At 32.7% G+C, this 24,137-nt stretch carries 18 protein-coding genes and 1 other RNA gene; 7 read left to right on the plus strand and 12 right to left on the minus strand.

Annotation, left to right across the window (positions count from 1 at the left end; translation table 11 throughout):
- Positions 1 to 6 precede the first annotated feature (6 nt).
- From BC961_RS13905 to BC961_RS13915, 3 genes are all read right to left on the minus strand, one after another.
- On the minus strand, positions 7 to 1,257 hold the full coding sequence (locus tag BC961_RS13905; RefSeq protein ID WP_121926470.1) for a TolC family protein: 1,251 nt from the start codon (positions 1,255 to 1,257) through the stop codon (positions 7 to 9).
- A 3-nt stretch (positions 1,258 to 1,260) separates the two neighbouring features.
- On the minus strand, positions 1,261 to 1,872 hold the full coding sequence (locus tag BC961_RS13910; RefSeq protein ID WP_121926471.1) for a TetR/AcrR family transcriptional regulator: 612 nt from the start codon (positions 1,870 to 1,872) through the stop codon (positions 1,261 to 1,263).
- Between the two features lie 170 nt (positions 1,873 to 2,042).
- Positions 2,043 to 3,509, minus strand: a complete 1,467-nt coding sequence (locus BC961_RS13915; RefSeq protein ID WP_121926472.1) for a glycoside hydrolase family 130 protein — start codon at positions 3,507 to 3,509, stop codon at positions 2,043 to 2,045.
- Between the two features lie 810 nt (positions 3,510 to 4,319).
- Between BC961_RS13915 and BC961_RS13920 the strand changes: the two genes are divergently transcribed.
- Positions 4,320 to 6,701: a glycosyltransferase gene (locus BC961_RS13920; protein ID WP_121926473.1), complete on the plus strand. Its 2,382-nt coding sequence runs from the start codon at positions 4,320 to 4,322 to the stop codon at positions 6,699 to 6,701.
- A 381-nt stretch (positions 6,702 to 7,082) separates the two neighbouring features.
- Here the strand turns inward: BC961_RS13920 and BC961_RS13925 are convergent, their stop codons facing one another.
- The 4 genes from BC961_RS13925 to BC961_RS13940 form a co-directional block, all read right to left on the minus strand.
- Entirely contained in the window at positions 7,083 to 7,604 is a 522-nt protein-coding gene (locus tag BC961_RS13925) for a PRC-barrel domain-containing protein (RefSeq protein ID WP_121926474.1), read from the minus strand.
- A gap of 23 nt (positions 7,605 to 7,627) precedes the next feature.
- Positions 7,628 to 8,206, minus strand: a complete 579-nt coding sequence (locus tag BC961_RS13930; RefSeq protein WP_121926475.1) for a hypothetical protein — start codon at positions 8,204 to 8,206, stop codon at positions 7,628 to 7,630.
- A 530-nt stretch (positions 8,207 to 8,736) separates the two neighbouring features.
- Positions 8,737 to 9,133, minus strand: a transfer-messenger RNA (tmRNA) gene (ssrA, locus tag BC961_RS13935).
- A gap of 94 nt (positions 9,134 to 9,227) precedes the next feature.
- The gene (locus BC961_RS13940; protein ID WP_121926476.1) at positions 9,228 to 10,427 is read right to left on the minus strand and encodes a serine hydrolase domain-containing protein; all 1,200 of its coding nucleotides are present in this window, start codon (positions 10,425 to 10,427) and stop codon (positions 9,228 to 9,230) included.
- Between the two features lie 248 nt (positions 10,428 to 10,675).
- Between BC961_RS13940 and BC961_RS13945 the strand changes: the two genes are divergently transcribed.
- From BC961_RS13945 to BC961_RS13970, 6 genes are all read left to right on the plus strand, one after another.
- Positions 10,676 to 11,878, plus strand: a complete 1,203-nt coding sequence (locus BC961_RS13945; RefSeq protein WP_121926477.1) for an NAD(P)-dependent oxidoreductase — start codon at positions 10,676 to 10,678, stop codon at positions 11,876 to 11,878.
- A gap of 280 nt (positions 11,879 to 12,158) precedes the next feature.
- Positions 12,159 to 13,157 (plus strand): LLM class flavin-dependent oxidoreductase, encoded by a 999-nt coding sequence (locus tag BC961_RS13950; RefSeq protein WP_121926478.1) that lies wholly within the window; start codon positions 12,159 to 12,161, stop codon positions 13,155 to 13,157.
- A gap of 138 nt (positions 13,158 to 13,295) precedes the next feature.
- On the plus strand, positions 13,296 to 14,585 hold the full coding sequence (locus BC961_RS13955) for an anthranilate synthase component I family protein (RefSeq protein ID WP_121926479.1): 1,290 nt from the start codon (positions 13,296 to 13,298) through the stop codon (positions 14,583 to 14,585).
- A gap of 240 nt (positions 14,586 to 14,825) precedes the next feature.
- Positions 14,826 to 16,136 carry a tRNA lysidine(34) synthetase TilS gene (gene tilS, locus BC961_RS13960; RefSeq protein ID WP_121926480.1) on the plus strand — a complete coding sequence of 437 codons (1,311 nt, stop codon included), beginning with the start codon at positions 14,826 to 14,828 and terminating at the stop codon, positions 16,134 to 16,136.
- Complete coding sequence (locus BC961_RS13965; RefSeq protein ID WP_121926481.1) at positions 16,136 to 18,172, plus strand: protein-disulfide reductase DsbD family protein; 2,037 nt, start codon at positions 16,136 to 16,138, stop codon at positions 18,170 to 18,172. The genes tilS and BC961_RS13965 overlap by 1 nt, the downstream gene beginning before the upstream one ends.
- A gap of 88 nt (positions 18,173 to 18,260) precedes the next feature.
- Positions 18,261 to 19,175, plus strand: coding sequence for an NAD(P)-dependent oxidoreductase (locus BC961_RS13970; protein ID WP_245980962.1), 915 nt, complete (start codon positions 18,261 to 18,263; stop codon positions 19,173 to 19,175).
- Here BC961_RS13970 and BC961_RS13975 read toward each other — a convergent pair.
- From BC961_RS13975 to BC961_RS13995, 5 genes are all read right to left on the minus strand, one after another.
- Entirely contained in the window at positions 19,162 to 19,962 is an 801-nt protein-coding gene (locus tag BC961_RS13975) for an aspartate dehydrogenase domain-containing protein (protein WP_121926483.1), read from the minus strand. The two genes, BC961_RS13970 and BC961_RS13975, sit on opposite strands and share 14 nt — an antisense overlap.
- Positions 19,963 to 20,098: 136 nt before the next feature.
- Entirely contained in the window at positions 20,099 to 21,172 is a 1,074-nt protein-coding gene (locus BC961_RS13980) for an alanine racemase (protein ID WP_121926484.1), read from the minus strand.
- On the minus strand, positions 21,172 to 22,323 hold the full coding sequence (gene alr / locus BC961_RS13985) for an alanine racemase (protein ID WP_121926485.1): 1,152 nt from the start codon (positions 22,321 to 22,323) through the stop codon (positions 21,172 to 21,174). The genes BC961_RS13980 and alr overlap by 1 nt, the downstream gene beginning before the upstream one ends.
- Positions 22,313 to 23,455: an amidohydrolase gene (locus BC961_RS13990; protein WP_121926486.1), complete on the minus strand. Its 1,143-nt coding sequence runs from the start codon at positions 23,453 to 23,455 to the stop codon at positions 22,313 to 22,315. Before BC961_RS13990 ends, alr begins: the two co-directional genes overlap by 11 nt.
- Positions 23,456 to 23,461: 6 nt before the next feature.
- The gene (locus BC961_RS13995; protein WP_121926487.1) at positions 23,462 to 23,896 is read right to left on the minus strand and encodes a GNAT family N-acetyltransferase; all 435 of its coding nucleotides are present in this window, start codon (positions 23,894 to 23,896) and stop codon (positions 23,462 to 23,464) included.
- Positions 23,897 to 24,137: the final 241 nt, after the last annotated feature.

Consider the following 24,137-nt stretch of genomic DNA (forward strand, 5'->3'; position numbering starts at 1 on the left):
ACTTTCTTAATTTCCTTTAATGAGTTCAAAGTTTGATTTGGCTGCAGCCAATTGTACTTCATGTGTTTTCAGAAAACTTTTTGCCTCGAATAAATTAGTTAATTCCGTAAGGTATTCTGATGTGGTAATTACTCCATTTTTCATCTGAGCATTTGCTGATTTGACTATTTTTTCTCGAACTTCAATTACTTCCTCATCCGTTTTAAGTAATTCAATAGTTTTATTAATTTCTGATTGCATTTCTTGTAATTGCATTTTTGTATTTAATTCGAATGTTTCTCTCTCTGACAGGACAATTTCTTTAGCGATTTGAATAACTTTTTGATCCGTTTTGTTTTTTCCCCAATCAAAAACATTCCAATTTGCTTTTAATCCTACTACATAAAAAGGTTGAAACGTATTATCCAACATGTTTAAACCTGGATTTCCATAACCTGCTTGACCGAATGCGTTTATTCTTGGCAGAACTGATTTCGCTATTGAATTTTTCGAAAATTCTAATTGTTCATTTTGTAATTCGAAAAATTCAAGCTCCGGTCTAATATTGTTACTGGTAGTCGCAGAAATTTGTGGTTGTACAAATGTTGTTTGTAAATCTATATTTGAAAAAGTTAGCTCAGAAAGGTTTTTTATCATCTTTTCATTTTCAAACTTTATTTCCGTTAATTGCTGTTTGATCTTTAACGTTTCCGCTTCTAAGATTAATTCAGACGCAGGGAGAATAGCACCAAATTTCACTCCTGATTTTACTTCTTTAACTTTCGATAATAGCAATTCATTTTTCGAAATTAATAACGACTTTTTTTCTTGAAGTAGTAAAACAGCAAAGTAATATTGATTGATTCGGCTTTTCAATTGATAGAGCGTGATCTCAATTTGTTGCTGTTGTGTTTTAATTTGTGACTCTTTTAGTTTTGAATTTGCATCAATGATTCCACCATTATAAATTAATTGATTGATATCTAATGTGGCTCTGTACTGATCTTTATTTATCGGAGTTAAATTAGGCATCGACAAAGGAAAACCTATAACATCAGATTGATACGTGGCTTGCGCATTAAGGTCAATTTTTGGAAGTTTTCCTTTGCTTATACTCTCTGTTTCAAATTTTGATTTTTGATCTAATAGAGTTGTTTGCTTTGCTATTGGATAATTTTTTGCCGCCATTGTATAGCAGTCCTGCAAAGTCAAGATGTTTTGTGAGCTCGAAAGCAGTGGTAGCAGAAATAGAAATACTATTATTAACTTCTTTTTCATCTTCTAAATTTTTATCGCGTCAATTATAAATGTTGCCACTTCAGTTTTGCGTTTCTGTACTATTCGATCATATTCTTTTTTATCTGTATTAGTTAAAGCCATTAATAACGGTTTACCTATAAAAGGAAAAACATTCATTGAAATTATATTAATAAATAATTGTTCCGCTTCTATAGGTTTAATAACTCCATTTTTAATTGCGTCGTTTACCTGAGTTTTAAAAGTATCAATGGTGGGAAAGTTTTTTTGCTCCCGTAATTTTAAAACGAATTCTGGATTTTTATTTAATTCTTGAATAACAAAATTGGGTAAATACGGATGCTTAATAACAAACGAAATATAACTATTAGTAAAGTTCCTTATTTTTTCGAATAAATCGCTGTCATCATTAAGCACGCTATTAAGCTGAGGAGCGAGTAGGGAAAATGCATTTTTAAATACGGCTTCAAAAAGGAGTTGTTTACTTCGATAGTAATAGTGTAGGAGGGCTTTATTAATTTTGGCTTTATCTGCAATTTCTTGCATTCTAGCACCATCCATTCCTTTTTGCTGAAATATTTCTTTAGCAGCATTAAGTATTTCTATTTCCGTATTTTCTGATTTCTCCTTAGTCATATGATTTAATTATATGGTTTAACCATTCGGTTAACAAATGTAGATAAAAAAAACCATCAAATGACGGTTTCTTTCTTTTATATATTTCTTTAGAAAATAGAGCTTTCCAGCAGTTTCGCTGAATTAAAGTTTATAAAATAAAATTGGGTCAATGTAACTTCTATAAAATCTTACTTACTATTCTTTAAAGCTGTTAGCAATTCGGCAAGTTCAACAACTCCGTAAGTCGAGGAATAGTCTGATACTGCATAAGGTAAGATAAGGTTATTGTTGTGAATAATTGATCCACAAGAGTAAACAACATTAGGAACATATCCTTCGCGCTCATCTTCAAGAGGAGATAATAAAGGCTCTTTAAGACGCCCAATTTCAATTGAAGGATTATCCAAGTCAAATAGTGAGGCACCTATGCAATATCGTCTCATAGCACCGACACCGTGCGTGATAACTAGCCAACCTTCAGTAGTCCATAGTGGTGAACCACAGTTTCCAATTTGCGTAAATTCCCAGCAGTATTTGGGCTCTTGAAGTAATACAGGATTATTCCATTGTGTTGGTCTATCCGAATACATCAAATAATTATTGACACCATCAATTCGCGAAAGCATTGCGTATTTCCCTTTAATTTTTCGAGGAAATAATGCTAAGTTTTTATTTTTAGCTCCTGTTCCATAAAGCGGCATTACTCTAAAAGAGTAAAAGTCTTCAGTAGAAATAAGTTTAGGTAAAATTACGTGGCCATTGTATGCAGTATACGTTGCCATTACTTTTACTGTGTTGTCATCATCTGTAAAACGAACGAAACGTGCATCCTCTATACCGCGACTTTCTGAATCTGATACTGGAAAAATAACGCGTTCCGTTAAATCAGAATCGTGCTTGAATTGGATGTCATAAAAAGAATCTGATAACCAAATTATTTCTTCTAGCGCAGTTTTTCTATTATGACCAATTAATGGATCTCTTAGTGCATTATTTAGTAAATCATGTAAAACTGAGTATTCAAATTCCTCAGGCAAATTTTGCATAATGTCGTGTGAATATTTTTGAGGAATATTCATTTCAACAAGCTTGTTGAGAAAACGTTCTTTGTTATACAAAGTTTTGTGTTGGATTTCAGCCTTATCTATATGATTTCCAATTTTCATTACTCGGAGATCGTTATTCTTGTCTAAAATTCCCCTTCTAAAAACGATGGAAGAAATATGCCCTTCACCGGTTGCCCGGAAAGAAATTATTACTCGCGTTTCACCTTCTTCTAAATCAGATTGGTCCAAATCCTCGACAATTGAAGGATTAAAAAATGCTGCCGATTCTATTGCGTACTCCATAGTGCAATAGGAACCAATTAACATTTTACGTTCATCAGTCAATTCGTTATAGTTAATCTGCATTCCTTCGATAATACCTCTTATTTTTTCACAATGGGAGAAAAATATTTTAGAAATGTTTCGATGTCTTCTCGCAAATTCCCTTAACGTATGTTCTAGACTTACTGCGACTTGCTTTTCATCTAACATCATAATGCGACTCACTAAATTTTGCGTACGTTCATCACCATTCATAAAATATCTCGCAACTACTCTTTTAGCATCTGGATAAAAAACTGTATTTTTTCTTATTACGGGAACTCGCATAAAATGTATTTTAATTAATAATATGATTGGGGTTTATTACAATTTCGGTGATTGTTTTTCGCTTGAATGATGCGAACTTTTGTTTTATTAAATTTATTAGAAATAACTACTAAGAACTTTTCTATTGCAAATCACCTTGCAATTTTTTTAAGTTAATTGATGCCTTATGTATTACAACTTATGCTTAAGTCTATAAAAAATTATTAATTCATTCACACTTTTTTAAAGAGTTAGATAGCATTACTGAATTAGTATTAATTACTATTACTCTAAATCATTTACTATTTAATAGCAACTTATAAATGGTACTAACTCAAAGCTACAAAAAAATAGTATAAAATTATTCCCATGTTACAATTTTCATTCTTTTTAAGTTTTGTTTAAGACAAATATGTAAATAGTATAAGGATTTGAAATAATTGTATAACTAGCAATCAGTGAACTATTTATAGCTTTACAATACATTTAAAAACAATTTTTTTAATTTATTTTTATTGATTTAGAAATAAAAATAAAAAAAGATTTGACTACATATTTATTGTTTTAAAATATGATAATAAAATTGATTCGATGTTTGATTAAACGAAGAACACGGGTGTCAGGTTGCTGAAGTAGCTGTAATGGCGCATGTCCTTTCCATCCGTTCGGGCATGTACAAAAAGCTTACGTCTCTATTAATTAAGGGGAATCAGTCACACAGCAATAAAACAAGCATCAATCAATTTTTACAATATCCAACTGATTTAGATAGTAATCTAATATTAGACGATGTAAATAGAAGTACCGTATTAATATAATTTTCCAATACAGATGAAAACGCTCTCAAAAAATTCAAAAATAGTTTTTCTTTCTACTTTTCCTCCTACGCATTGTGGTATAGCCACTTTTACGGAGGATACTATTAATGCAATTAATAAAATTTATGGGAAAAGTATAATTAGTGAAGTTTGCGAAATAACTATTTCTGGTGAGGCAAGCGCTTCATCTACATATCATTTGCCTTCTAAGGAAAAAGAAGCTTATGTAAAAGTTGCTTCTCAAATAAATAGTGATCCTGATGTTAAATTAGTGCACATTCAGCATGAGTTTGGTTTGTTTGGTGGTCAGTACGGAGATTATATTTTAGATTTTTTGAAGGAGTTAAAAAAACCAGTAGCATACACTTTTCATACTGTGCTTCCTAATCCTAAGCCTGATTTAAAGGCAGTTGTACAATTGCTTTGCAGTTATTCGAAAGCGATTTTTGTAATGACTAATAAATCAAAAAGCATACTAATAGAGGGTTACAATATCGAAGAGAATGATATCGCATTAGTCCCTCATGGAACACACTTGGTAGACTATGAGACTACTGAGAAAGCTAAGAAAAAATTTGATTTTGAAGATAGAATCGTTCTTTCAACTTTTGGATTACTTGGTGAAGGAAAAAGTATCGAAACTGGTTTGAGAGCGCTTCCAAAAATTGTAGAAAAATTTCCAAATGTTCTCTATTTAATTTTAGGAAAAACGCATCCCAATACTATTGTCAATAACGTAGACGTTTATAGAAATTCTCTCGAAGCAATAGTAGCAGAATTAAATTTAGAAAACAATGTTCGATTTGTGAATGAATATCTCGAGGTGAATCAGCTTTTAGATTATTTAAAAGCTACTGATGTGTATTTATTTACATCTAAGGATCCAAATCAGGCGGTTAGCGGAACATTCTCTTACGCAATGAGTTGTTCTTGCCCAATTGTTGCTAGTAAAATTCCTCATACAATGGAAAGTTTGACTTCTGATGTTGGTATTTTAGCTGATATTCAAAATGTCGAACAATTTGCAGATGCAACTTTGAAATTATTAAGTGATTCAAGTTTAAGAGATGCAATGTCCATAAATGCTTATGCAAAAACTACTAAGACTTCTTGGGAGAACACTGCTATTAAACATATCAACGTGTATCAAAAAATTGCAGAAGGACTTAGCGACATAAAAATTTCATATCCAAAAATAAAAATGGATCATCAGAAAACGATGACTACCGAAATGGGTATGATTCAATTTTCAAAGATATCAGAACCTGATTTAGATTCAGGCTATACTTTAGATGATAACGCTAGAGCATTAATAACTATCTGCAAACATTATCAGTTAAGTGGAGATCGTTCTGATATTCCTTATATGAATACTTATCTTAATTTTATTAGTAGGTGTCAGTTGGAAAATGGAACATTTATAAATTATGTAGATAAAAACAATACTGTTGAAGATCGTAACAGCAATGAAAACCTGGATGACTCCAATGGTCGGGCGATTTGGGCTTTGGGGTATTTTTTAAGATTAAGTGGAAAAACTATTCCATACGACATGACACACAAAGCAAATTCATCTTTAAACTTGGCTATGAACTGTGTTAGTGAGATGCATTCTCCTCGAGCGATTGGTTTTGCGATTAAAGGTTTTTATCATGCTTATAATGTTGTACCGACAGAGAATTTAAAAAATAAAATTATATTTCTTTCGCACAAGTTACAAGCAATGTATGAACATACAAGTTCTGCAAACTGGAATTGGTTTGAAGATAAATTAACGTATGCTAATAGTATTCTTCCAGAAGCTTTGTTATTGTCTTTTCTTATTACGGGAGAAGAACGTACAAAAGAGATAGCAGTAGAATCCATGGATTTTTTAATTTCGAAAATGTTCATAGATGGCCGATTCAAAATTATTAGTAATAATGGTTGGCATGAAAAAGGAGCTATTCCTCATAATTACGGTGAGCAGCCGATAGAAGCAAGTTATATGATGCATGCTTTAGATATATTTTATAGAGCATTAGGCAAATCAGAGTATAAAAAATATTTAAAAAAAGCGTTTAACTGGTTTTTAGGAGATAATCATTTAAGTCATATTATGTACAATCCTATTACCGGAGGTTGCTATGATGGCCTAGAGAAAGAGAATGTAAATTTAAATCAAGGTGCAGAATCAACACTTTGTTATCTATCAGCTAGATTGCTTATTGAGACGTATACCTCTAGAGCGAAAGGGAATAAGTTATTCAAGGTAAAAACGGACGAGCATTATCATTTCTCCTTATCAAATTTAAAAGAGAGTAATACTAATGACTGTAAGGAAAACATTCTTCCAGTTCAACTTAATAAAAACTATAAAACGAAATCGGCGAGGAGCTTAATTGTGATTAAATAATTATCGAAGATTTTCAAATTCGAAAATTTTTGATGAACAAGAAATAGTCTAATTGATTGACAAAATTTTATTAAAACCCATTAAAAACTAATTAGATAGTTTTTGATGGGTTTTTTATTGGAACAATAAGTCTTACTTACTTTTATAATTATAGTAGAGATGGTTGCTGTAGTTGATGAAATATTTCTTACCGATAATAATTAAACTCTTCAAAGATTTAAGTGCGATTAAAGAGTTTTCTATTCTCGCATTAAATCATAAATGTCGATAGGTACGATAAAATATTTAAAAAGTAAAGCCCTTACTAATCATTGCAAGGGCTTTACTACTGATGAATTAAAATTTTACTCTAACTCATTATAAAACTAGAATTGTTGAAATTTATTCTTCATTTATTTTACGAGGGAAAAACTCCTGACGATTATAAAATGAACTATCTGTCTGATTTGCTACATCATTTCCTTTTTCATTTTGCGTATTTGGTAAAACCATTAATTCATAAGAGCGATTTATTTCAGTTCCTTTTTTGAATCTTTTAGTTTTTGCAAACATAGAATAACTGATTCCATTGCAATGAACTTTTGACAAACTCTCATCAAGCGTTACAACACCAATTGGAATAATTAAATGGTTTTCACCATCTGCATTTAAAAACTCGTGTATGCCTTCACTTGTAGGTTTGCTATACGTTTCGTGACCTTCTTCAATGACAGCGCTATCGACTTCGACATCTAAGTAAACAACGCGTTCCGCTTGCTTACTAACTAGTAGACTATCTACTTTTCCAATAAATCTTCCATCTGAATCTACTACTTGCCAATCACGTACATCAGCATAATTATCAGCTACTTTATAATCAGATAATTCGTGCAAATAATATAAATCTTTATTTTCGTTTTTCATAATATTAATTTTTAGTAATTATATTAATTCATTTTCTTTAATAATTCTGCTGACGTTCTAAAAAACGATTTTACAGCATCTTTTTGATCTAATGTTAAAGTCGCTGGGTCAATAGATTCAGCAGCAGTTTTAACAGCATTTCCTTCAGCAGTTAAATTAGAGAATTTTTCTTTCTGCATATTATGCATTGACGAGCTTAAGATATCGGCGGCACTTCTAATTTTATTAGCGTGATCTTTAGACATTGGATCTTTGGTAATTTCTTCAGCAATCTGCTTTGCCTTCATAATATTATCTGAAACGTCAAAATTTGTTTCACTCGCCTTAGCTTCAACTGCATTTGTAAGTTTCATTAATGCATCATTGGTATATTCGTGATCTAAACCCATATCAGCCTCCGTATCTTCAATAAACATTAAGTATGCATTAACTGCGCCATTACTTTCTGGTACTTGAGTGTTTTCTCTTGTTGTTTCCGTTTCCATAGGTTCTACTACTTCTTGATTTCTAAAAAATAGGAACCAAATTGCAGCTATAATACCAAGTGCCAATAATATCCATGGGAAAATCGACTTTTTCTTTTCAATTTTAATTTCTGTCATAATAAATAATTTAAAGGTTAATTCTTAAGATTTAAATAAATTAGATTAATTGAGTTCGTTTATTAGACGACATTCATTTATTTTTTTACAGTTTATAAGTAAACCATATCAATAATGTAAATGTAGGAATTGATGTTAAAGTGACGGTTACATCATTTTTGATGATTGTTACAGCATTTTAAGTATGCTTTGAAGTTGCTACTTTTCTAAAAACTATCACTCCTTGTAAGATGTTTTGATTTAAATGGATTCAAAATAGCATTCGTTTTTCATTTAATTTACGAAGGAAAGGTGAAGTATGTGGTTGCGAAGCAATTCCATTCGAATTAAAAATGAAAAGGTTTCTTTGTGGCCAACTCAAAGAACGGTTAAACTAAATAGGATACTTAAGAGGGAATAAAAAAATATTTAATTCTGTGCGATTTCTAGTTTGATAAATAAAAGGAATTTAATCAAGTGTTTAGAAATTAAAGGAAAGTTTACTAATCATAAGATAAAAAAAAAGGGATGATTCTAAAATCATCCCTTTTTTGTGGAGTCGCCGAGAATCGAACTCGGGTCCAAACAAGCAACTAAAAAGCTTTCTACACGTTTATTTTCTGATTGAGTTTTCGATAGTGTGCTAGGCCAGAAACAGCCACACGCTACTTATCTTCTTAATTTCGAAATCCACCCGAAGCTTATGGAAATCTAGGTTTATTTTTACGGTTCCCCTAAATTGACCGCCACAAACCAAGGCTTTCAAGGAGAATCCAGCTTTCCTATCTGATAGGAACGTGGCTTAATCGTACTATAATTCGGATTATGCAGCTAAAGCGTAGTTATTTTCGCCGTGTAAAATTGTAAGATCTTGGATTTACGAGCAAGGTCTCAATGCTCGACGTGCTTACTAATCAATTCGACTTGCTGTCAAAACCAGTCGACCCCTTTTTTATTTCAAAACTGAAATGCAAATTTTGAGTGTGCAAATATAAGCTTTTAAACTGTAATTAATAATTAGTATTTCAAAAACCATTCCTTTTTATTCGTCTTTTAATTTGAACGGATAATCGCCAAACAATGGTGCTAATTTTCTAATATCATAGGTTTTTCTTGTAAATTTATTCGAAAGAGCGATAATAGTTACACCTTCTTTTGGCAACGTTATATAAGATGACGTATTTCCATGCCACCATCCGTTATGGAAGTAGAAATTTTGTCCTGTTTCCCAGTTTACCATTCGAATACCAAGTCCGTAATTTTTGGTTCCTTTTCGTTCATTACTATAGGGAGTGTACACCATCGCATTCAACTCCGGTGTTAAAAAATTAGGGCTGTTTCTAGCTCTATCAAATTTCAACAAATCTCTAGGCGTAGAATAGATGTTCTTATCTCCATAAACCGCATCTAAATAATCTGTGCCTATTTCCACTTTATTCGCTTTATAGGAGGTAACAGCGGTGTCTTTATCTCTTTTATAATTGAATACGTACGTGTTTTTCATTCCTAAAGGCTCAAAAATAATTTGCTTCATTGCTGTTTCGTATGGCAGCTTTGTAATTTTTTCAATGACTAAAGCGAGCATAGCATAATTAGTGTTACAATAGCTGAAGCGAGTATCCGTTTTGAACTCAAGCCCGATATTCTTTGTAGCCATGATATTCAAAATATCCTGATTGGTTAAAATATCACGTCGATTCCACACAGTTTTATCACGGTCTGTAAAATAGGCGTAGTTACGCATTCCACTTCTATGATTCAATAACGTTTTTATAGTCACTTCCGGATAAGGAAAATCTTTTAAAATGGTATTGACTTTCTGATCTAATTCTATTTTTTTAGCGTTAATTAATTTTAGAATCGCTGTAGCTGTAATCACTTTACCTACTGAAGCAACATGTATTGGAGTTGACTTGGTAATTAAAGTTTTAGCTCTAAAATTAGAGTATCCTTCATATTTCTCATAGATAATTTGGCCGTCTTTTGCGACTAAAAAACCTCCATTTGCGCTATTATTAGGCCAATTTTTTTTGTAAAAAGAATCAATTTCCTGTTTTTTTGCTTCAATGTAATCTGCCGTTAGTTTATTCTGTGATTTTCCTAAAGGCTTCATTTTAGGCATTGTACTCTTTGGAAGTTCGCTATCACTCAATTCAACTTTCTTTTTGTCTTGTGCGCAAGAACTAAAAACTAAAAAGAGGAGCGATATATGTAGTATATTTGTTTTTTTTATGAAATTCATTTTTGTAGTGCTAGAAAAGCAAATATATAGAATCAATGCCTTTTGATTCGTTGTTTTTTTAAACCTTAACACTATTTTATCAGTAGATTTGTTACGGTTTTTCTGTATCATTTTGTCAGTCAGCGGGTAATAGATTGCAATCCATCAATTTTATTTAGAAAATAAATAGTATTTAGTATATAATGTTATATTTGTAACAAACGAATACTATAAAGTTATATTACATTAATTTTAAAGCCCTTGATACCATGAAATTTGGAATTATTAAAGAAAGAAAAAATCCACCTGATAGAAGAGTTATATTTTCTCCAAACGAATTAACACTTTTAAAGCAGAAATACCAACAAGTTAGTGTGAAAGTAGAAACTTCAGATATTAGAATATTTGAAGATGCTCAATATATAAATTTAGGTATTGACGTGGTTGATGATGTTAGTGATTGCGATATTTTATTTGGTGTAAAAGAGGTTCCAATAGAAAATTTAATTGCTAATAAATCCTATTTCTTCTTTTCACATACAATAAAAAAACAGCCGTATAATAGAAATTTATTAAAAGCTGTTTTAGAGAAAAACATTGATTTATATGACTATGAAACAATCGTTGACGCTGAGAACCGCAGACTAATAGGTTTCGGGAGATATGCAGGAATTGTGGGAGCTTATAACGGTATTCGCGCATTCGGAATCAAATTTGAATTGTTTAAATTGCCAAAAGCGGAGACATTAGCGGGTAAAGAAGCTTTAATAAGTCATTTAAAGCGAATTGTGCTACCACCTTTAAAATTTGTAATTACAGGTACTGGAAAAGTTGGTAACGGAGCTAAGGAAGTTTTAGATGCCATTAAAATTAAAGAAGTTTCTGTAGAAAATTATTTAACTAAGAATTACACGCAAGCTGTATATACTCAAATTGACGTATTAGAATATAATAAGCGCAAAGATGGTCAGGTTTTAGACTTCACTGATTTTTATCAAAACCCAAAAGAATATGATTCTGACTTTGAGAAGTTTACTAAAGTAACTGATATTTATATTACCGGCCATTTTTATGGTAATGATGCTCCAGTTATACTTACAAGAGAAATGCTTAAAGCTAATGACTGTAAAATAAAAGTCGTTGCTGACGTCTCCTGTGATGTAAATGGTCCCATTGCATGTACGTTGAGGTCTTCGACTATTGCAGAACCTTTATATGGATATTTGCCGGAAGAGAATATAGAAGTAGACGTTTTTCATCCTGCAGCAATTGTTGTTATGGCAGTAGATAATTTGCCTTGTGAATTGCCTAAAGATGCTAGTGAAGGATTTGGGGAAATGTTTTTAGAGCATGTAATCCCCGCCTTTTTTAACGATGATAAAGATGGAATTCTTAATAGAGCCAAAATTACTGAAAAAGGAAAATTGACTGAAAGATTTAGCTATTTACAAGATTATGTAGATGGTAAATAAATTACTTTAATAAAATAAAAACTAAGCCTGCACTTTATAATTGCAGGTTTTTTTTATGCCGATTCTAGAAGGTTTCAAGCGTCAAAAACAATAATTTAATTGTCTTTTATTAAGACTTGACTAACTTGACTTTGAAAGGAATTGACTTGCAGAATTCAACTAGCTTTTTTATAAATGCAAAAGATCTCATTTGTATACACAAACATTACAAATCTCTTAACACCACTTAATTTCAAGGCTGATTCTAAAAGCGTAATTTTGTACCAAATAAGAAATGATAATGAAAAAGAATATTCCCATATCGATTTTAGAGTTAGCAATAATTACCCAAGATAGTGACGCCAAGCAAACATTTGAAAAAACCAAAGCGCTTGCACAATTAGCAGACAACTTAGGTTATAAAAGATTTTGGTTAGCTGAACACCATAATATGGCTCATGTGGCCAGTACTGCGACCGTTGTTCTTATTGGTTACATTGCCAGTCAGACTAAAACTATTCGCGTTGGTTCTGGTGGTATTATGTTACCTAATCACGCGCCACTAATTGTAGCGGAACAATTTGGGACACTTGAGATTTTATATCCTAATCGTATTGACTTAGGCTTAGGACGAGCACCTGGGACTGACGGATTGACGGCACAAGCAATTAGAAAAGATTTTTACGAGCAATCGCAACGTTTTCCGCAAAACGTAGCTTCATTACAAGATTTTTTCTCCGCAGATAATGCTGCTGCAAATGTGAGAGCGTTTCCTGCTGAAGGGACGAATGTCCCTATTTGGATTTTAGGTTCGAGTATGGATAGTGCGGCTTTGGCTGCAGCCAATGGATTACCGTATGCTTTTGCTGGTCATTTTGCACCGAAACAAATGTACCAAGCTTTCCAATTTTATCGCGAAAATTTTGAACCTTCAAAGTATTTAGATAAACCGAAAACAATGGCCTGTGTAAATGCTGTCGTAGCAGATACTGATGAGGAAGCAGAAATCCTTTCCACTAGTTTGACAATGATGTTTCTAAATTTAATTCGCAATGACAGGAAACCTTTGCAACCGGCTGTTAATTCTTTGGATGGAATTATGTCAGAAGAAGAACATTTTCATGTAAAGCAAATGACTGCTTGTTCGTTTATCGGTAGTAAAAGCAAGGTAGAAGCAGAGCTTAGACAATTTATAGATTATACTAAAGTGAACGAATTGATGATGACGAGCCCAATTTATGACCACGATTTGAAGTTGAAAAGTGTTCAGCTAATGAAAGAGGTCATTGATTCATTATAATTAGTAAACGGAATAAAATATTTGCATGTTATCACTTGCCTTCTAAACAGAATCGCATTCTAATTATATTTTTTTGATCGAATCAGTAATCTAAGGTTTGATTTTTATCGTAATTTTGAATTTTAAACATAATTATTTTTGAGAACCTCAATACATAAATCGATCGGTAATTCAAAACTGTTTAAGAAACAGTTATTGACTTGGTCACAGCAATTTCGCGAAATCATTTATTTAGATAGCAATGATTATCCTCAAGAATATTCAAGCTACGACTGCATAATTGCACTTGATGCTTTTACCTCGATTAAAACAGATTTTAACAACGCTTTTGATGATTTAAAACAGTACCAACAAATTACCAAAGATTGGCTTTTTGGTTATCTGTCGTATGATTTAAAAAACAATACTGAAGTTTTAGTTTCTAAAAATTATGACGGATTAGATTTTCCCGATTTATTTTTCTTCCAACCTAAGAAACTCTTTTTTTTAAAGGGTAATGATGTCGAAATTCAATATCTTAATTTTTGTGACGATGAGGTCGAGGAGGATTTTGAAGAAATATGTTCGGGTGATGATTTCCAAGATGTATCAGATGAAAAACTTCTTATTCAGCAACGAATTGCCAAAGAAGATTATCTTACCAAGGTTTCAAAAGTTTTAGAACACATTCATCGAGGAGATATTTATGAAGCTAACTTCTGTATGGAGTTTTTTGCTGAAAATGCATGTATTAATCCTACCGAAAAGTTCTTAAAGCTTAACGAAATATCAAAACCGCCATTTGCTGTTTTTTTTAAGAACAATAAACATTTTTTACTTTCTGCCACGCCAGAGCGTTATTTAAGAAAAGAAGGAGAAAGTATAATTTCGCAGCCCATAAAGGGAACATCAAAACGGTACTCAGATTCGATCGAAGATGAAAAATCTAAAAATGACTTAATTTCAGATCCTAAAGAACGTTCTGAAAATATCATGATTACTGATCTTGTACGTAACGATTTATCAAAAACAGCACAAAAAGGAAGCGTAAAGGTTACAGAGTTGTGTGGTATTTATTCCTTTTTGCAAGTACACCAAATGATTACTACTATAACTTCTAAGTTGGATGCGCAGTACGCTGCAGTTGATGTGATCAAAACTACTTTTCCGATGGGAAGTATGACTGGTGCTCCGAAGATTGAGGCTATGAAAATTATTGAAGAGCTCGAAGAAACTAAACGTGGATTGTATAGCGGTGCTGTAGGTTATTTTACACCAAATGGTGATTTCGATTTTAACGTAGTTATTCGTAGTATTTTATATAACCAAGAAAAAAAATATGTTTCGTTTTCTGTAGGAAGTGCGATTACATCGCAATCTGTTCCAGAAAAAGAGTATGAAGAATGTTTGCTTAAAGCAAAAGCAATGCGAGAAGTGTTAGTAGGTTAAATAAAACACCTTGAAAAGTAGACACGAATTAACACAAACCATGGTGCGTGATTATTCCACAAATCTCTGTAAAAATAGAAATACATAGTGTGATTTTTTTAGAATTGCTGAAATCAAAGTGCATTTTTTTCAAAAATAAAAATTCAACTAAACTTAATCTCCTTAATTGTGTACAAGAGATTAGTTGTTGAGATTACATTCACAATTCATCATTTTAAATAAAATCAATTAAATTTGAAAATGTTACAAAAATTCCAAAATCATTTGAGTCATAATTTTCAGTTTTTAACTGGTAAAAAACTATTGCTTGCCACAAGTGGCGGTATTGACAGTATGGTTATGCTTTCCTTATTTCAGCAATTAGACTACAAAATAGCAATTGCCCATTGCAATTTTCAATTGCGTGGAGTGGATAGTTTTAGTGATCAAAATTTTGTTAAAGATTACGCTACTGAAAATGAAATACCAGTTTTTATAACTCAATTTGATACAACTGCTTTTGCAGAGGATTACAAAGTTTCTACGCAAGTTGCAGCACGCGAATTGCGTTACAATTGGTTTTACGAATTAGCAGAAACAGAAGATTACGATTATATTTTGACAGCGCATCATGCTGATGATAATTTGGAGACTTTTTTGATAAATTTATCACGTGGAACGGGCTTAGATGGATTAACGGGGATACCCGAACAAAATGAGAAAGTAGTTCGTCCACTTTTGGCGTTCAGCCAGAAAGAATTGGCAGATTATGCTGAATTGCACAATGTTCAATGGCGTGAGGATAGCAGCAATGCTTCAGATAAATACCTTCGGAATAAAATTAGGCATCATCTTGTTCCTATGTTAAAAGAACTAAATCCTAATTTTCTGTCTTCGTTTACCACAACACAAACCTATTTACAAGATGCAAAAGATATGGTTGAAGATGCGACAATAATGGTTTATCAACAGGTAGCGAGTCAAGAAGAAGATAAAATAACTTTTGATTTAAAAAAGCTTTTAAAACTTCCAAATTACAAGTCTTATTTATATCAATGGTTGAATGAATTTGGATTTTCAGCTTGGGAAGATATCTATGACTTGGTTAACAGTCAGTCAGGGAAATTTGTATACGCACCAGAATATAGATTGTTAAAAGATCGTGAAACTTTAATCTTAAGTCCTTTCTATTACGTAAATGAAAAAGAAGAGTTTTTAATCACCGCAGACCAGAAAGTAGTTAATGTTCCCTTAAATATGACTTTTTCGTCAGCAGCTGAGATGACTATCGTTTCAAATAAAACTATATTTGTAGATTCTGATAAATTGGATTATCCACTTGTTTTACGACGGTGGAATGAAGGTGATCAATTTCAACCTTTTGGAATGGATGGTAAGTCAAAAAAGTTAAGTAAGTTTTTCAAAGACGAAAAATTATCCTTGCTCGAAAAAGAAAAAATTTGGCTTTTATGTTCAAATGACAACATTGTTTGGGTAATTGGTTTACGTCAGGATGAACGGTTTAAAATTAAAAATACAACTAAGAATATAATTAAAATAGAATTGGACTAATGAAGAAAATATTATTTTTACTTATTGCTTTTGTGGCTTTTGCCAATGTAAATGCACAGATTTTAGATCCTGCAAAATGGACTACGAAAATCGAAAAAAAATCGGATACTAATTACGTTTTGATATTTGATACGGTTATAGAAAACGATTGGCATTTATACTCTCAAACCACTCCAGATGGTGGACCGCTTCCATTAGAAATCACTTTTAAAAATCAAAAAGGGAATTTTAATTTAGTTGGAAAGGCAGTAGAAAGCAAAACTCGAACTGCTTACAATGATATATTCGAAGTCAATGAAAAGTTCTTTGAGAAGAAAGGACAAGTTCGACAAGAGATTTCGATCACGAATCCAAATTTGACTGAAATTAAAGTCGATTTTAATTACCAAGTTTGTAAAGAGGTTTGCATCAACGTAGAGAAAAATTTCACTTTTAAAATTCCTGCTTCTGCAAAAAGTATTGTAGTTGTTCCAGCAGATATTACAACTGTAGTTCCACCAGATACTGCAGTAGTTGATACAGTTGCTCAAGGTTCAGAAGTGAAAAATTCTGCAGTAGTGACAACTGAAAAAGTTCCAGTTTTGGATGATAAAAAATCAGAAAAGAAAGGATTATGGTCTATTTTCTTTATCGCTTTTCTTTCAGGATTTGCCGCATTGCTTACACCTTGTGTGTTCCCAATGATTCCTATGACTGTTAGTTTTTTTACAAAACAAAGTAAAACAAAAGCGAAAGGAATTCGTAACGCCATTATTTACGGAATTTCAATAATAGGGATTTATCTTATTTTAGGACTTGTAGTAACTTGGATTTTTGGTGCTGATGCGTTAAATGCCTTATCTACGAATGTATGGTTCAACGTGATTTTCTTTATAATTTTAGTAACGTTTGCTGCTTCGTTCTTAGGCGCATTTGAAATTATGTTGCCTAATTCATGGGCGAATAAAGTAGATAGTCAAGCAGATAGAGGAGGAATAATAGGAATTCTATTCATGGCTTTAGCTTTAGCAATTGTATCTTTTTCATGTACAGGACCTATTGTAGGAACACTATTAGTTGAAGCAGCTTCCAAAGGTGGAATTGCACCTATTGTAGGTATGTTTGGATTCTCATTGGCTCTAGCCTTACCATTTATGTTGTTTGCAATGTTCCCAGGTTGGTTAAACTCATTACCTAAATCAGGTGGATGGTTGAATACAGTTAAAGTAGTTTTAGGATTTTTAGAATTAGCTTTAGCTTTCAAATTTTTATCGAATGCTGATTTAGTTTTACAATTGCATTTCTTAGAAAGAGAAGTTTTTCTAGCGATTTGGATTGCGATTTTCGGAACATTAGCGTTCTATTTATTTGGAAAAATTACATTGCCACACGATAGTCCGATGCCACATATATCTGTAGGAAGATTATCATTTGGATTAGTGGTTTTAGCATTTACTATTTATTTAATTCCAGGACTTTGGGGAGCACCATTAAAAGTGATCTCAGGTTTTCCACCACCAATGACTTATAGTGAAAGTCCTTATGGAGTGGGAGGTTCAAAAGGAGGTTCAGCTGCAACAGCGCAAGTGCTGCCAGAAGGAGCACATTTAGGACCTCACGACTTAGTTGCTTTTGACGATTACGATAAAGGAGTTGCTTACGCAAAATCGATTAACAAACCAATCTTACTTGACTTTACAGGTTTTGCTTGTGTTAACTGTAGAAAAATGGAAGATTACGTTTGGTCTGATACTGAAATTCTTAAGATCTTACAAGGTGAGGTAGTTTTGATTTCTTTATATGTAGATGATAAAAAAGATTTACCTAAAAACGAACAATACGTTTCTAAAGAAACTGGTAAAGAAATTACAAGTATAGGAAATAAATGGAGTGATTTCCAAATCACTAAATTTAAAGCCAATGCGCAACCCTATTATATAATATTAGATACGGATGGTAATATGCTTTCTGATAAACCAGAGAGCTACAATTCAAACATTGAATCTTATAAAGGATGGTTAAGAGAAGGAATTGATCGTTTTAAAAAGGCCGAATAGGCCTTTTTTTTATACACTAAGAATTGTAAATACAACTGCGTATTTATAAACCAAAGTTATATTTTATTTATATTTTACAAACATGATAATGATGTTCAAGAAACTTGTTGGAATAGAGCCGTTAGAGTTGATCCCTTCGGCAAATAAAGAATTAGAATCTTTTGCAGAGATTGTCATTTTGCATGAAAACCAACCTGCAGATTCAGCCGAAATTGTCGCACGAATTGGTGATGCAGATGCGGTTTTATTAAGTTTTAGAAGTACATTGGGAAAAGAAATTTTAGAACAATGTCCGAATCTCAAGTATATTGGAATGTGTTGCTCGTTGTACACGCCAGAAAGCGCTAACGTCGACATTAACTATGCTAATTCTCGAGGTATTACAGTTAAAGGTGTACTTGATTATGGAGACGAAGGTGTCGTTGAATATGTAGTCAGCGAATTAGTACGCTGTTTACATGGTTTTGGAACTACCTCTGACGGAAAACCAAGGAAAGCTTGGAGTATTGTTCCAAGGGAAATTACTGGCTTAAAAGTGGGTATTGTAGGTTTAGGAAAATCGGGAGGAATGGTTGCTGATGCACTTCGATTTTTTGGTGCAGAAATCTCCTATTTCGCTCGCAGCGAAAAAGAAGACGCTAAAACGAAAGGCTATTCTTTTTTACCTTTACAACAATTACTGGCTGAAAACGAAGTTATCATTTGTTGTTTGAATAAAAATACTGTCTTATTGCATGAAGCTGAATTTAAAGCTTTGGGAAATAGCAAAATCTTATTCAATACTGGACTTTCTCCCGCTTGGGATTTGACAGCTTTTGAAAGTTGGATTCAGGATGATAATCTCGTTTACACAGATACATTAGGAGCTTTAGGAATTGAAAGTTTACTAAAATATACAAATGTCAATTGTATGCAAATATCATCTGGTAGAACGCAACAAGCATTTGTACGCTTAAGCGAAAAAGTATTGGCTAATTTAACTGCATTTTCTAAAAAGCAATAGGTGAAACAATGTTCCGAAGTGTATTTACAACGCTCCAACCTGCAATTTGCGCGTTTTTGCTGTAAATATCTATTACGGCGTGAATATGTTCGCTCTTTATTTCGATACGGTGATCATCACCTATAAAATCTGGCACAGAGTTTATAGAAACTTTTACGTTTTCAGGGCCCACTGACGCTAATGAAGCAGCAACCGCAACATTAACGCGCGTTGGGAAAAGAGCGATAGCTTCTTTTGCATCTCCCGTAAACACTTCGCGCTTCACCGTTTGCAAAGAATCATCATAAACACTTGTATTTTTTAAAGAATTTGGGCCTTTTTCAGTTCGAAAAGTAACCTCACAATCTTCCATTAGTGCAACAGTTCTCATCACGTCAAAACCACCAATAGCTCCTGAAGCTAAATGCACACGAGTGTTATTTTCTAAAGCAGTTTCCTGAACCAATTTGTAGAAATCCGCATCAGCAAGTGCCCCAATAGATAAAGTAACTAATGATGATCCATTTTTTAAAGCTGGAATCGCTATTTCACGAAATGCGGTTGGAGAAGCCGTCTCGACAATATAATCAGGTTTAAGTTGCTGAATTTCTTCAAAACTTTGGCAGGGTTTACAAATATATCCGGTTTCGCTACGCTCTACTTTATTTGCAATTTCAACTGCTTTTTCAAAAGATCTTGAGAAGCATCCAACCAGTTTGAAGTTTGGTAGCAATCCTTTTAATGAGGCGTCAACAATAATATGAGCCAGTTTTCCACAACCGACAATAGCAAATGTGTATGTTTTCATTTATTCAAGTTTAATGATTTGGATTGATAATTTTTTAATTTTACTAATTCGTTTAAAATCTCAATTAATTTTTTAATTGATGTAGGTAATCATAAAGTACAAACAATAATAAAATCAAGCTGTCTTAGTTAAAAAACTACTCAATAGTTTTCTCAATATAATCAGAGTTTAAGAGATATAATGCTCCCATATATCTTATTTTAAAAGCGACTAAATCACCAATCTTATATTTCTTTTTTGATTCAGAGATGTCAATAACTAACATGTCAGAACTAGCATCAACAATTGATATATCAGCGTCATCAGATTCAATATATTGCGGTTGCATGTCTAATAGACCAATGTCTAATATTGCTCTCAACGAAGTAACTCCTAAATCATCTACATCGTTCATCGAAAAAGAATTACCAGCTACATTTTCTCCTAATTCACCAGTTGGTGTTTTTGGCTTCTCTGTTATTTCGATTATTTCAGCATATAATTTAAATACATCATTATGCATTCCTTCAATCGTGTCTCCAGTAAATAAGTCTTTTCCAAAAAATAGTGCTTCTCCTATTCGAAAATGATTCACAGCCATAGGACGAGCATTTTTTAATATCAACGGAATCGCTACTGAAGTTCCACCCGAAACATAGGGAATGCTTATATTAAATTTTGCTTCAATTAATTGTTTATAAAGGCTAAGTTGAATCAGTTTGTCCTGAGTTGGCATAACACCACTTAAACAATTTAAATTTGTTCCAATACCTGAAATTTCGATATTCGGCATTTTTAATATTGTGCCGTAAAAAGCTATTAGTTCTTCGCCCATAACACCTTCACGTAAATCACCCATTTCAATCATGATGATCACTTTGTGCACTTTGTTTTGCTTCACCGCTTCATCTGAAAGGAGTTGGATCGTATAAATTTCAGTGTTAAAACTGATGTCAGCGTATCTAACAATACTTTCTATACTTCTTTTAGCTGGAGGTTTGATATAGACCGTTTGTATTCCTGGGTCTAAAGCTTTTACTTTTCTTAAATTACTGACTCTTGAATCATGAATTTCTCTTACGCCTAGCGCAATTATTTCTTTTAAATATATTTTATTTCCACATAAAAGTTTGGAAACAACGCCCCATTCAATATTTCTTGATTTGAAAATATTGTCTAAGAAGGCATAATTCTCTTCCAATTTTTTTCTGTATAATTTTATAAAGGCCATTATTCTTTAATTTTTCTTGGAATCGCTGTTGAAATCCGTGTTAATAATTCGTAGTTGAGTTGGTTACTGAAATCACTAAATGAAGCAACCGAAACTGCTAGTGTTTTTTGAGTACCAATCAATACTACTTCATCTTCTTTTTTTGCTACATCAACATCAGTAACATCGACAGTCATCATATTCATATTCACTGATCCTACGACGGTACATCGCTGTCCGTGTATAAGCACGCGGCCTTGATTACTTAAAGACCGACTGTAACCGTGGCAGTACCCAATAGGTATTACAGCAATTTTCATATTACGCTTAGCCATGAAACTTGTTCCATAACCAATGAAGTCACCCATTTTTACATTTTTCACACTCATGATGTTGCTTTTCCAACTAATAACACGATGTAAAGGATCGATTTTATTTTTTTTAGAATGCAAATAGGTTACAAATACTTCTGGGCTTGGCCACATTCCATATTGCATTATTCCTATTCGAACTAAATCCATTCTTGTTTCGGGGAACATAATTGATGCAGCAGAACAAGCAGAATGTCTAATGTCCGGTTTCAAATCATTGTTACAAAACAGTTCATATATTTCTTCAAATTTCTTTATTTGATTACTAACTCTGTAATAATTAGCAACGCTTTCAGCTCCAGCGTAGTGCGCACAAAGTCCTTTTAGATATAGATGTTCTTTCTCTTTTTTAAGGATCGAAATAACCGAATTCAAATCTTTTTTATCAAACCCAGTCCGGTTCATTCCCGTTTCCACTTCGATATGGATCACCGCTTTTTTATTAATTTTCTTTGAAATCTTTATGGCTTGGTTCAGTCGGCTTTTGTCAAAAACGAAAAATTCGACATTATTTTCAATAGCCCACTGCATATCTTGATCAGTGACTAAACCCATAACCATTATAGTAACTTTGTCCTGCAATGCCTCTTTTACTGCTTTTGCTTCGTGAACATCAAAAACAGAAAAGTGATTGATTCCACAATTAAAAGCCATAGTCGTAAATTCTGCAATACCGTGACCGTATGCATTTCCTTTGACAACAGAGGAAATAGTGACTTTCTTTCCAAAAGTTTTCTTTAGAAAATCGAAATTTTTTTGATAAGCTGTTTCGCTCAGCTCTATTATTGAATTAGTATGCATCTGTAATTTGTTTGCTGATTTGATAAAACATCGACACTCCAGTTTGTATAATTCCATCTGGAAAATCGTAATCAGGATTGTGTAGGGCAGGAGTATCAACTCCAGATCCAAGTCCGAACATCGCTCCAGCATAATGTTGTGTCAATAAACCGAAATCTTCACCCCAAGTAAAAGGATGTTCCTTTTCGATCAAATCAAATGAATTATAATGTGCAGCGGCTCTAGTTAGTTCTACAGCCTCTCTATTATTAGTGTTTGCCTTAAAACTTTGAGTCCATTTAACTTTGCATTTTAAATGGTATTTTTTAGCGATTGATTTGGCTAGTTTCTCTAAAGTACTTTCTACGTCTTGCATACGTGAATTACTATTACTTCGTACCGTAAAATGTATTTCGCCTGCACCTGCAGAAACACCATATGCTTTTTTACCCAATTTGCTATAAATCGGCGTAATCAAACAGTAATTTTCAAGATCAATATCACTTTGAATCAGTTCATTAAATGCATTGGTAATAGCAGCGATGGCCAAGGCTGGATTAACGCCTTTTTCAGGTTCACCTGCGTGTGCTGTTTTTCCTTTCAACTGAATGATAATACTATTTACTGCGCAGGAAAAAGAGTGATCTTTAACTACGATTTCGTGCATTTTATAACCAGGTAAATTATGAAGAGCAAAAACATAATTAGGTTTTAAAATTTGAAAACGTTTATCTTCTAATACTTTTTTTGCACCGCTACCGTCTTCTTCAGCAGGTTGAAATAATAAAACAACATTGCCAAACTCCGGTCTCTCTATGTGCAATTTTTGTGCTAATCCACATAAAATTGCCATATGACCATCGTGGCCGCATTTATGAGAAACTCCCTTAAAGATAGATTTATGCTGAAATGTATTTATCTCATCAATAGGTAATGCATCTAGTTCACATCTAAAAAGCACCGTTTTTCCTGCATTTCTACCCTTATAAGTTGCTACAATTCCCGTAATTCCTACTTCAGTTAATATATCATCTGGTGGATAATTTTCTAAGAATGAATATATACGCTGTGATGTAGTAAATTCGTTTCCTGAAACTTCAGGATGTTGATGTAACTCTTTGCGTAAAATTGTAAGTGCGTTTAAATTTTCCATATGGATTTATTTGATGAGACGCATTTCTAGGTATTTATTAGTAAAACCTAATTTTTCGTATAGTTTTTTAGCTGGATTATCGGGTTCCACATGTAGTGCGATATTGCCCTCAGCAATAGAAATTGCCTTTTCCATTAATTTTTTTCCATACCCTTTTCCACGTTGCGTATTATCTACTGCGATATAAACTAAAATGTTCTCAGGTATAAAATCTTTCATTCCTGTATTATTTAAGATTACAACACCTACAATCTTTTGATCGTCGATTCCCACAATGATATTTCCTCCCTTGCTAGGATTCATAACATAGTCTATACATTTTTTTATATCCTCAACTGTATCTCCGTACTGCTCTAAATGTGCATATAAAAAGAGTGCGATTATTGGGTTTGTATAAATGATGTCTTCTCCAGTGGTATCGTTGATTTGTTTGAATTCCATTTTATTGCGTATTTTATTTTTTAATTAGATGCAAATGATCAATCATCTTCTCGTGAGAAAATTGATTTATGCTACTTATTAGTGATTATTTATTAGCCTGAATATGGAATTTTTCCAAAGGCAAAAGATGCAGTGAATGCAAATTGAAAGATGTTTTTTTTCAGAGACTATTCCGAAATAAGCAATCTTAGTTTTGTGTCTTATTTATGCTAAATGAGCATTCGAAGACAACAAAACATAA

The sequence above is a fragment of the Flavobacterium weaverense genome (assembly GCF_003688495.1).
Taxonomy (GTDB): Bacteria; Bacteroidota; Bacteroidia; order Flavobacteriales; family Flavobacteriaceae; genus Flavobacterium; species Flavobacterium weaverense.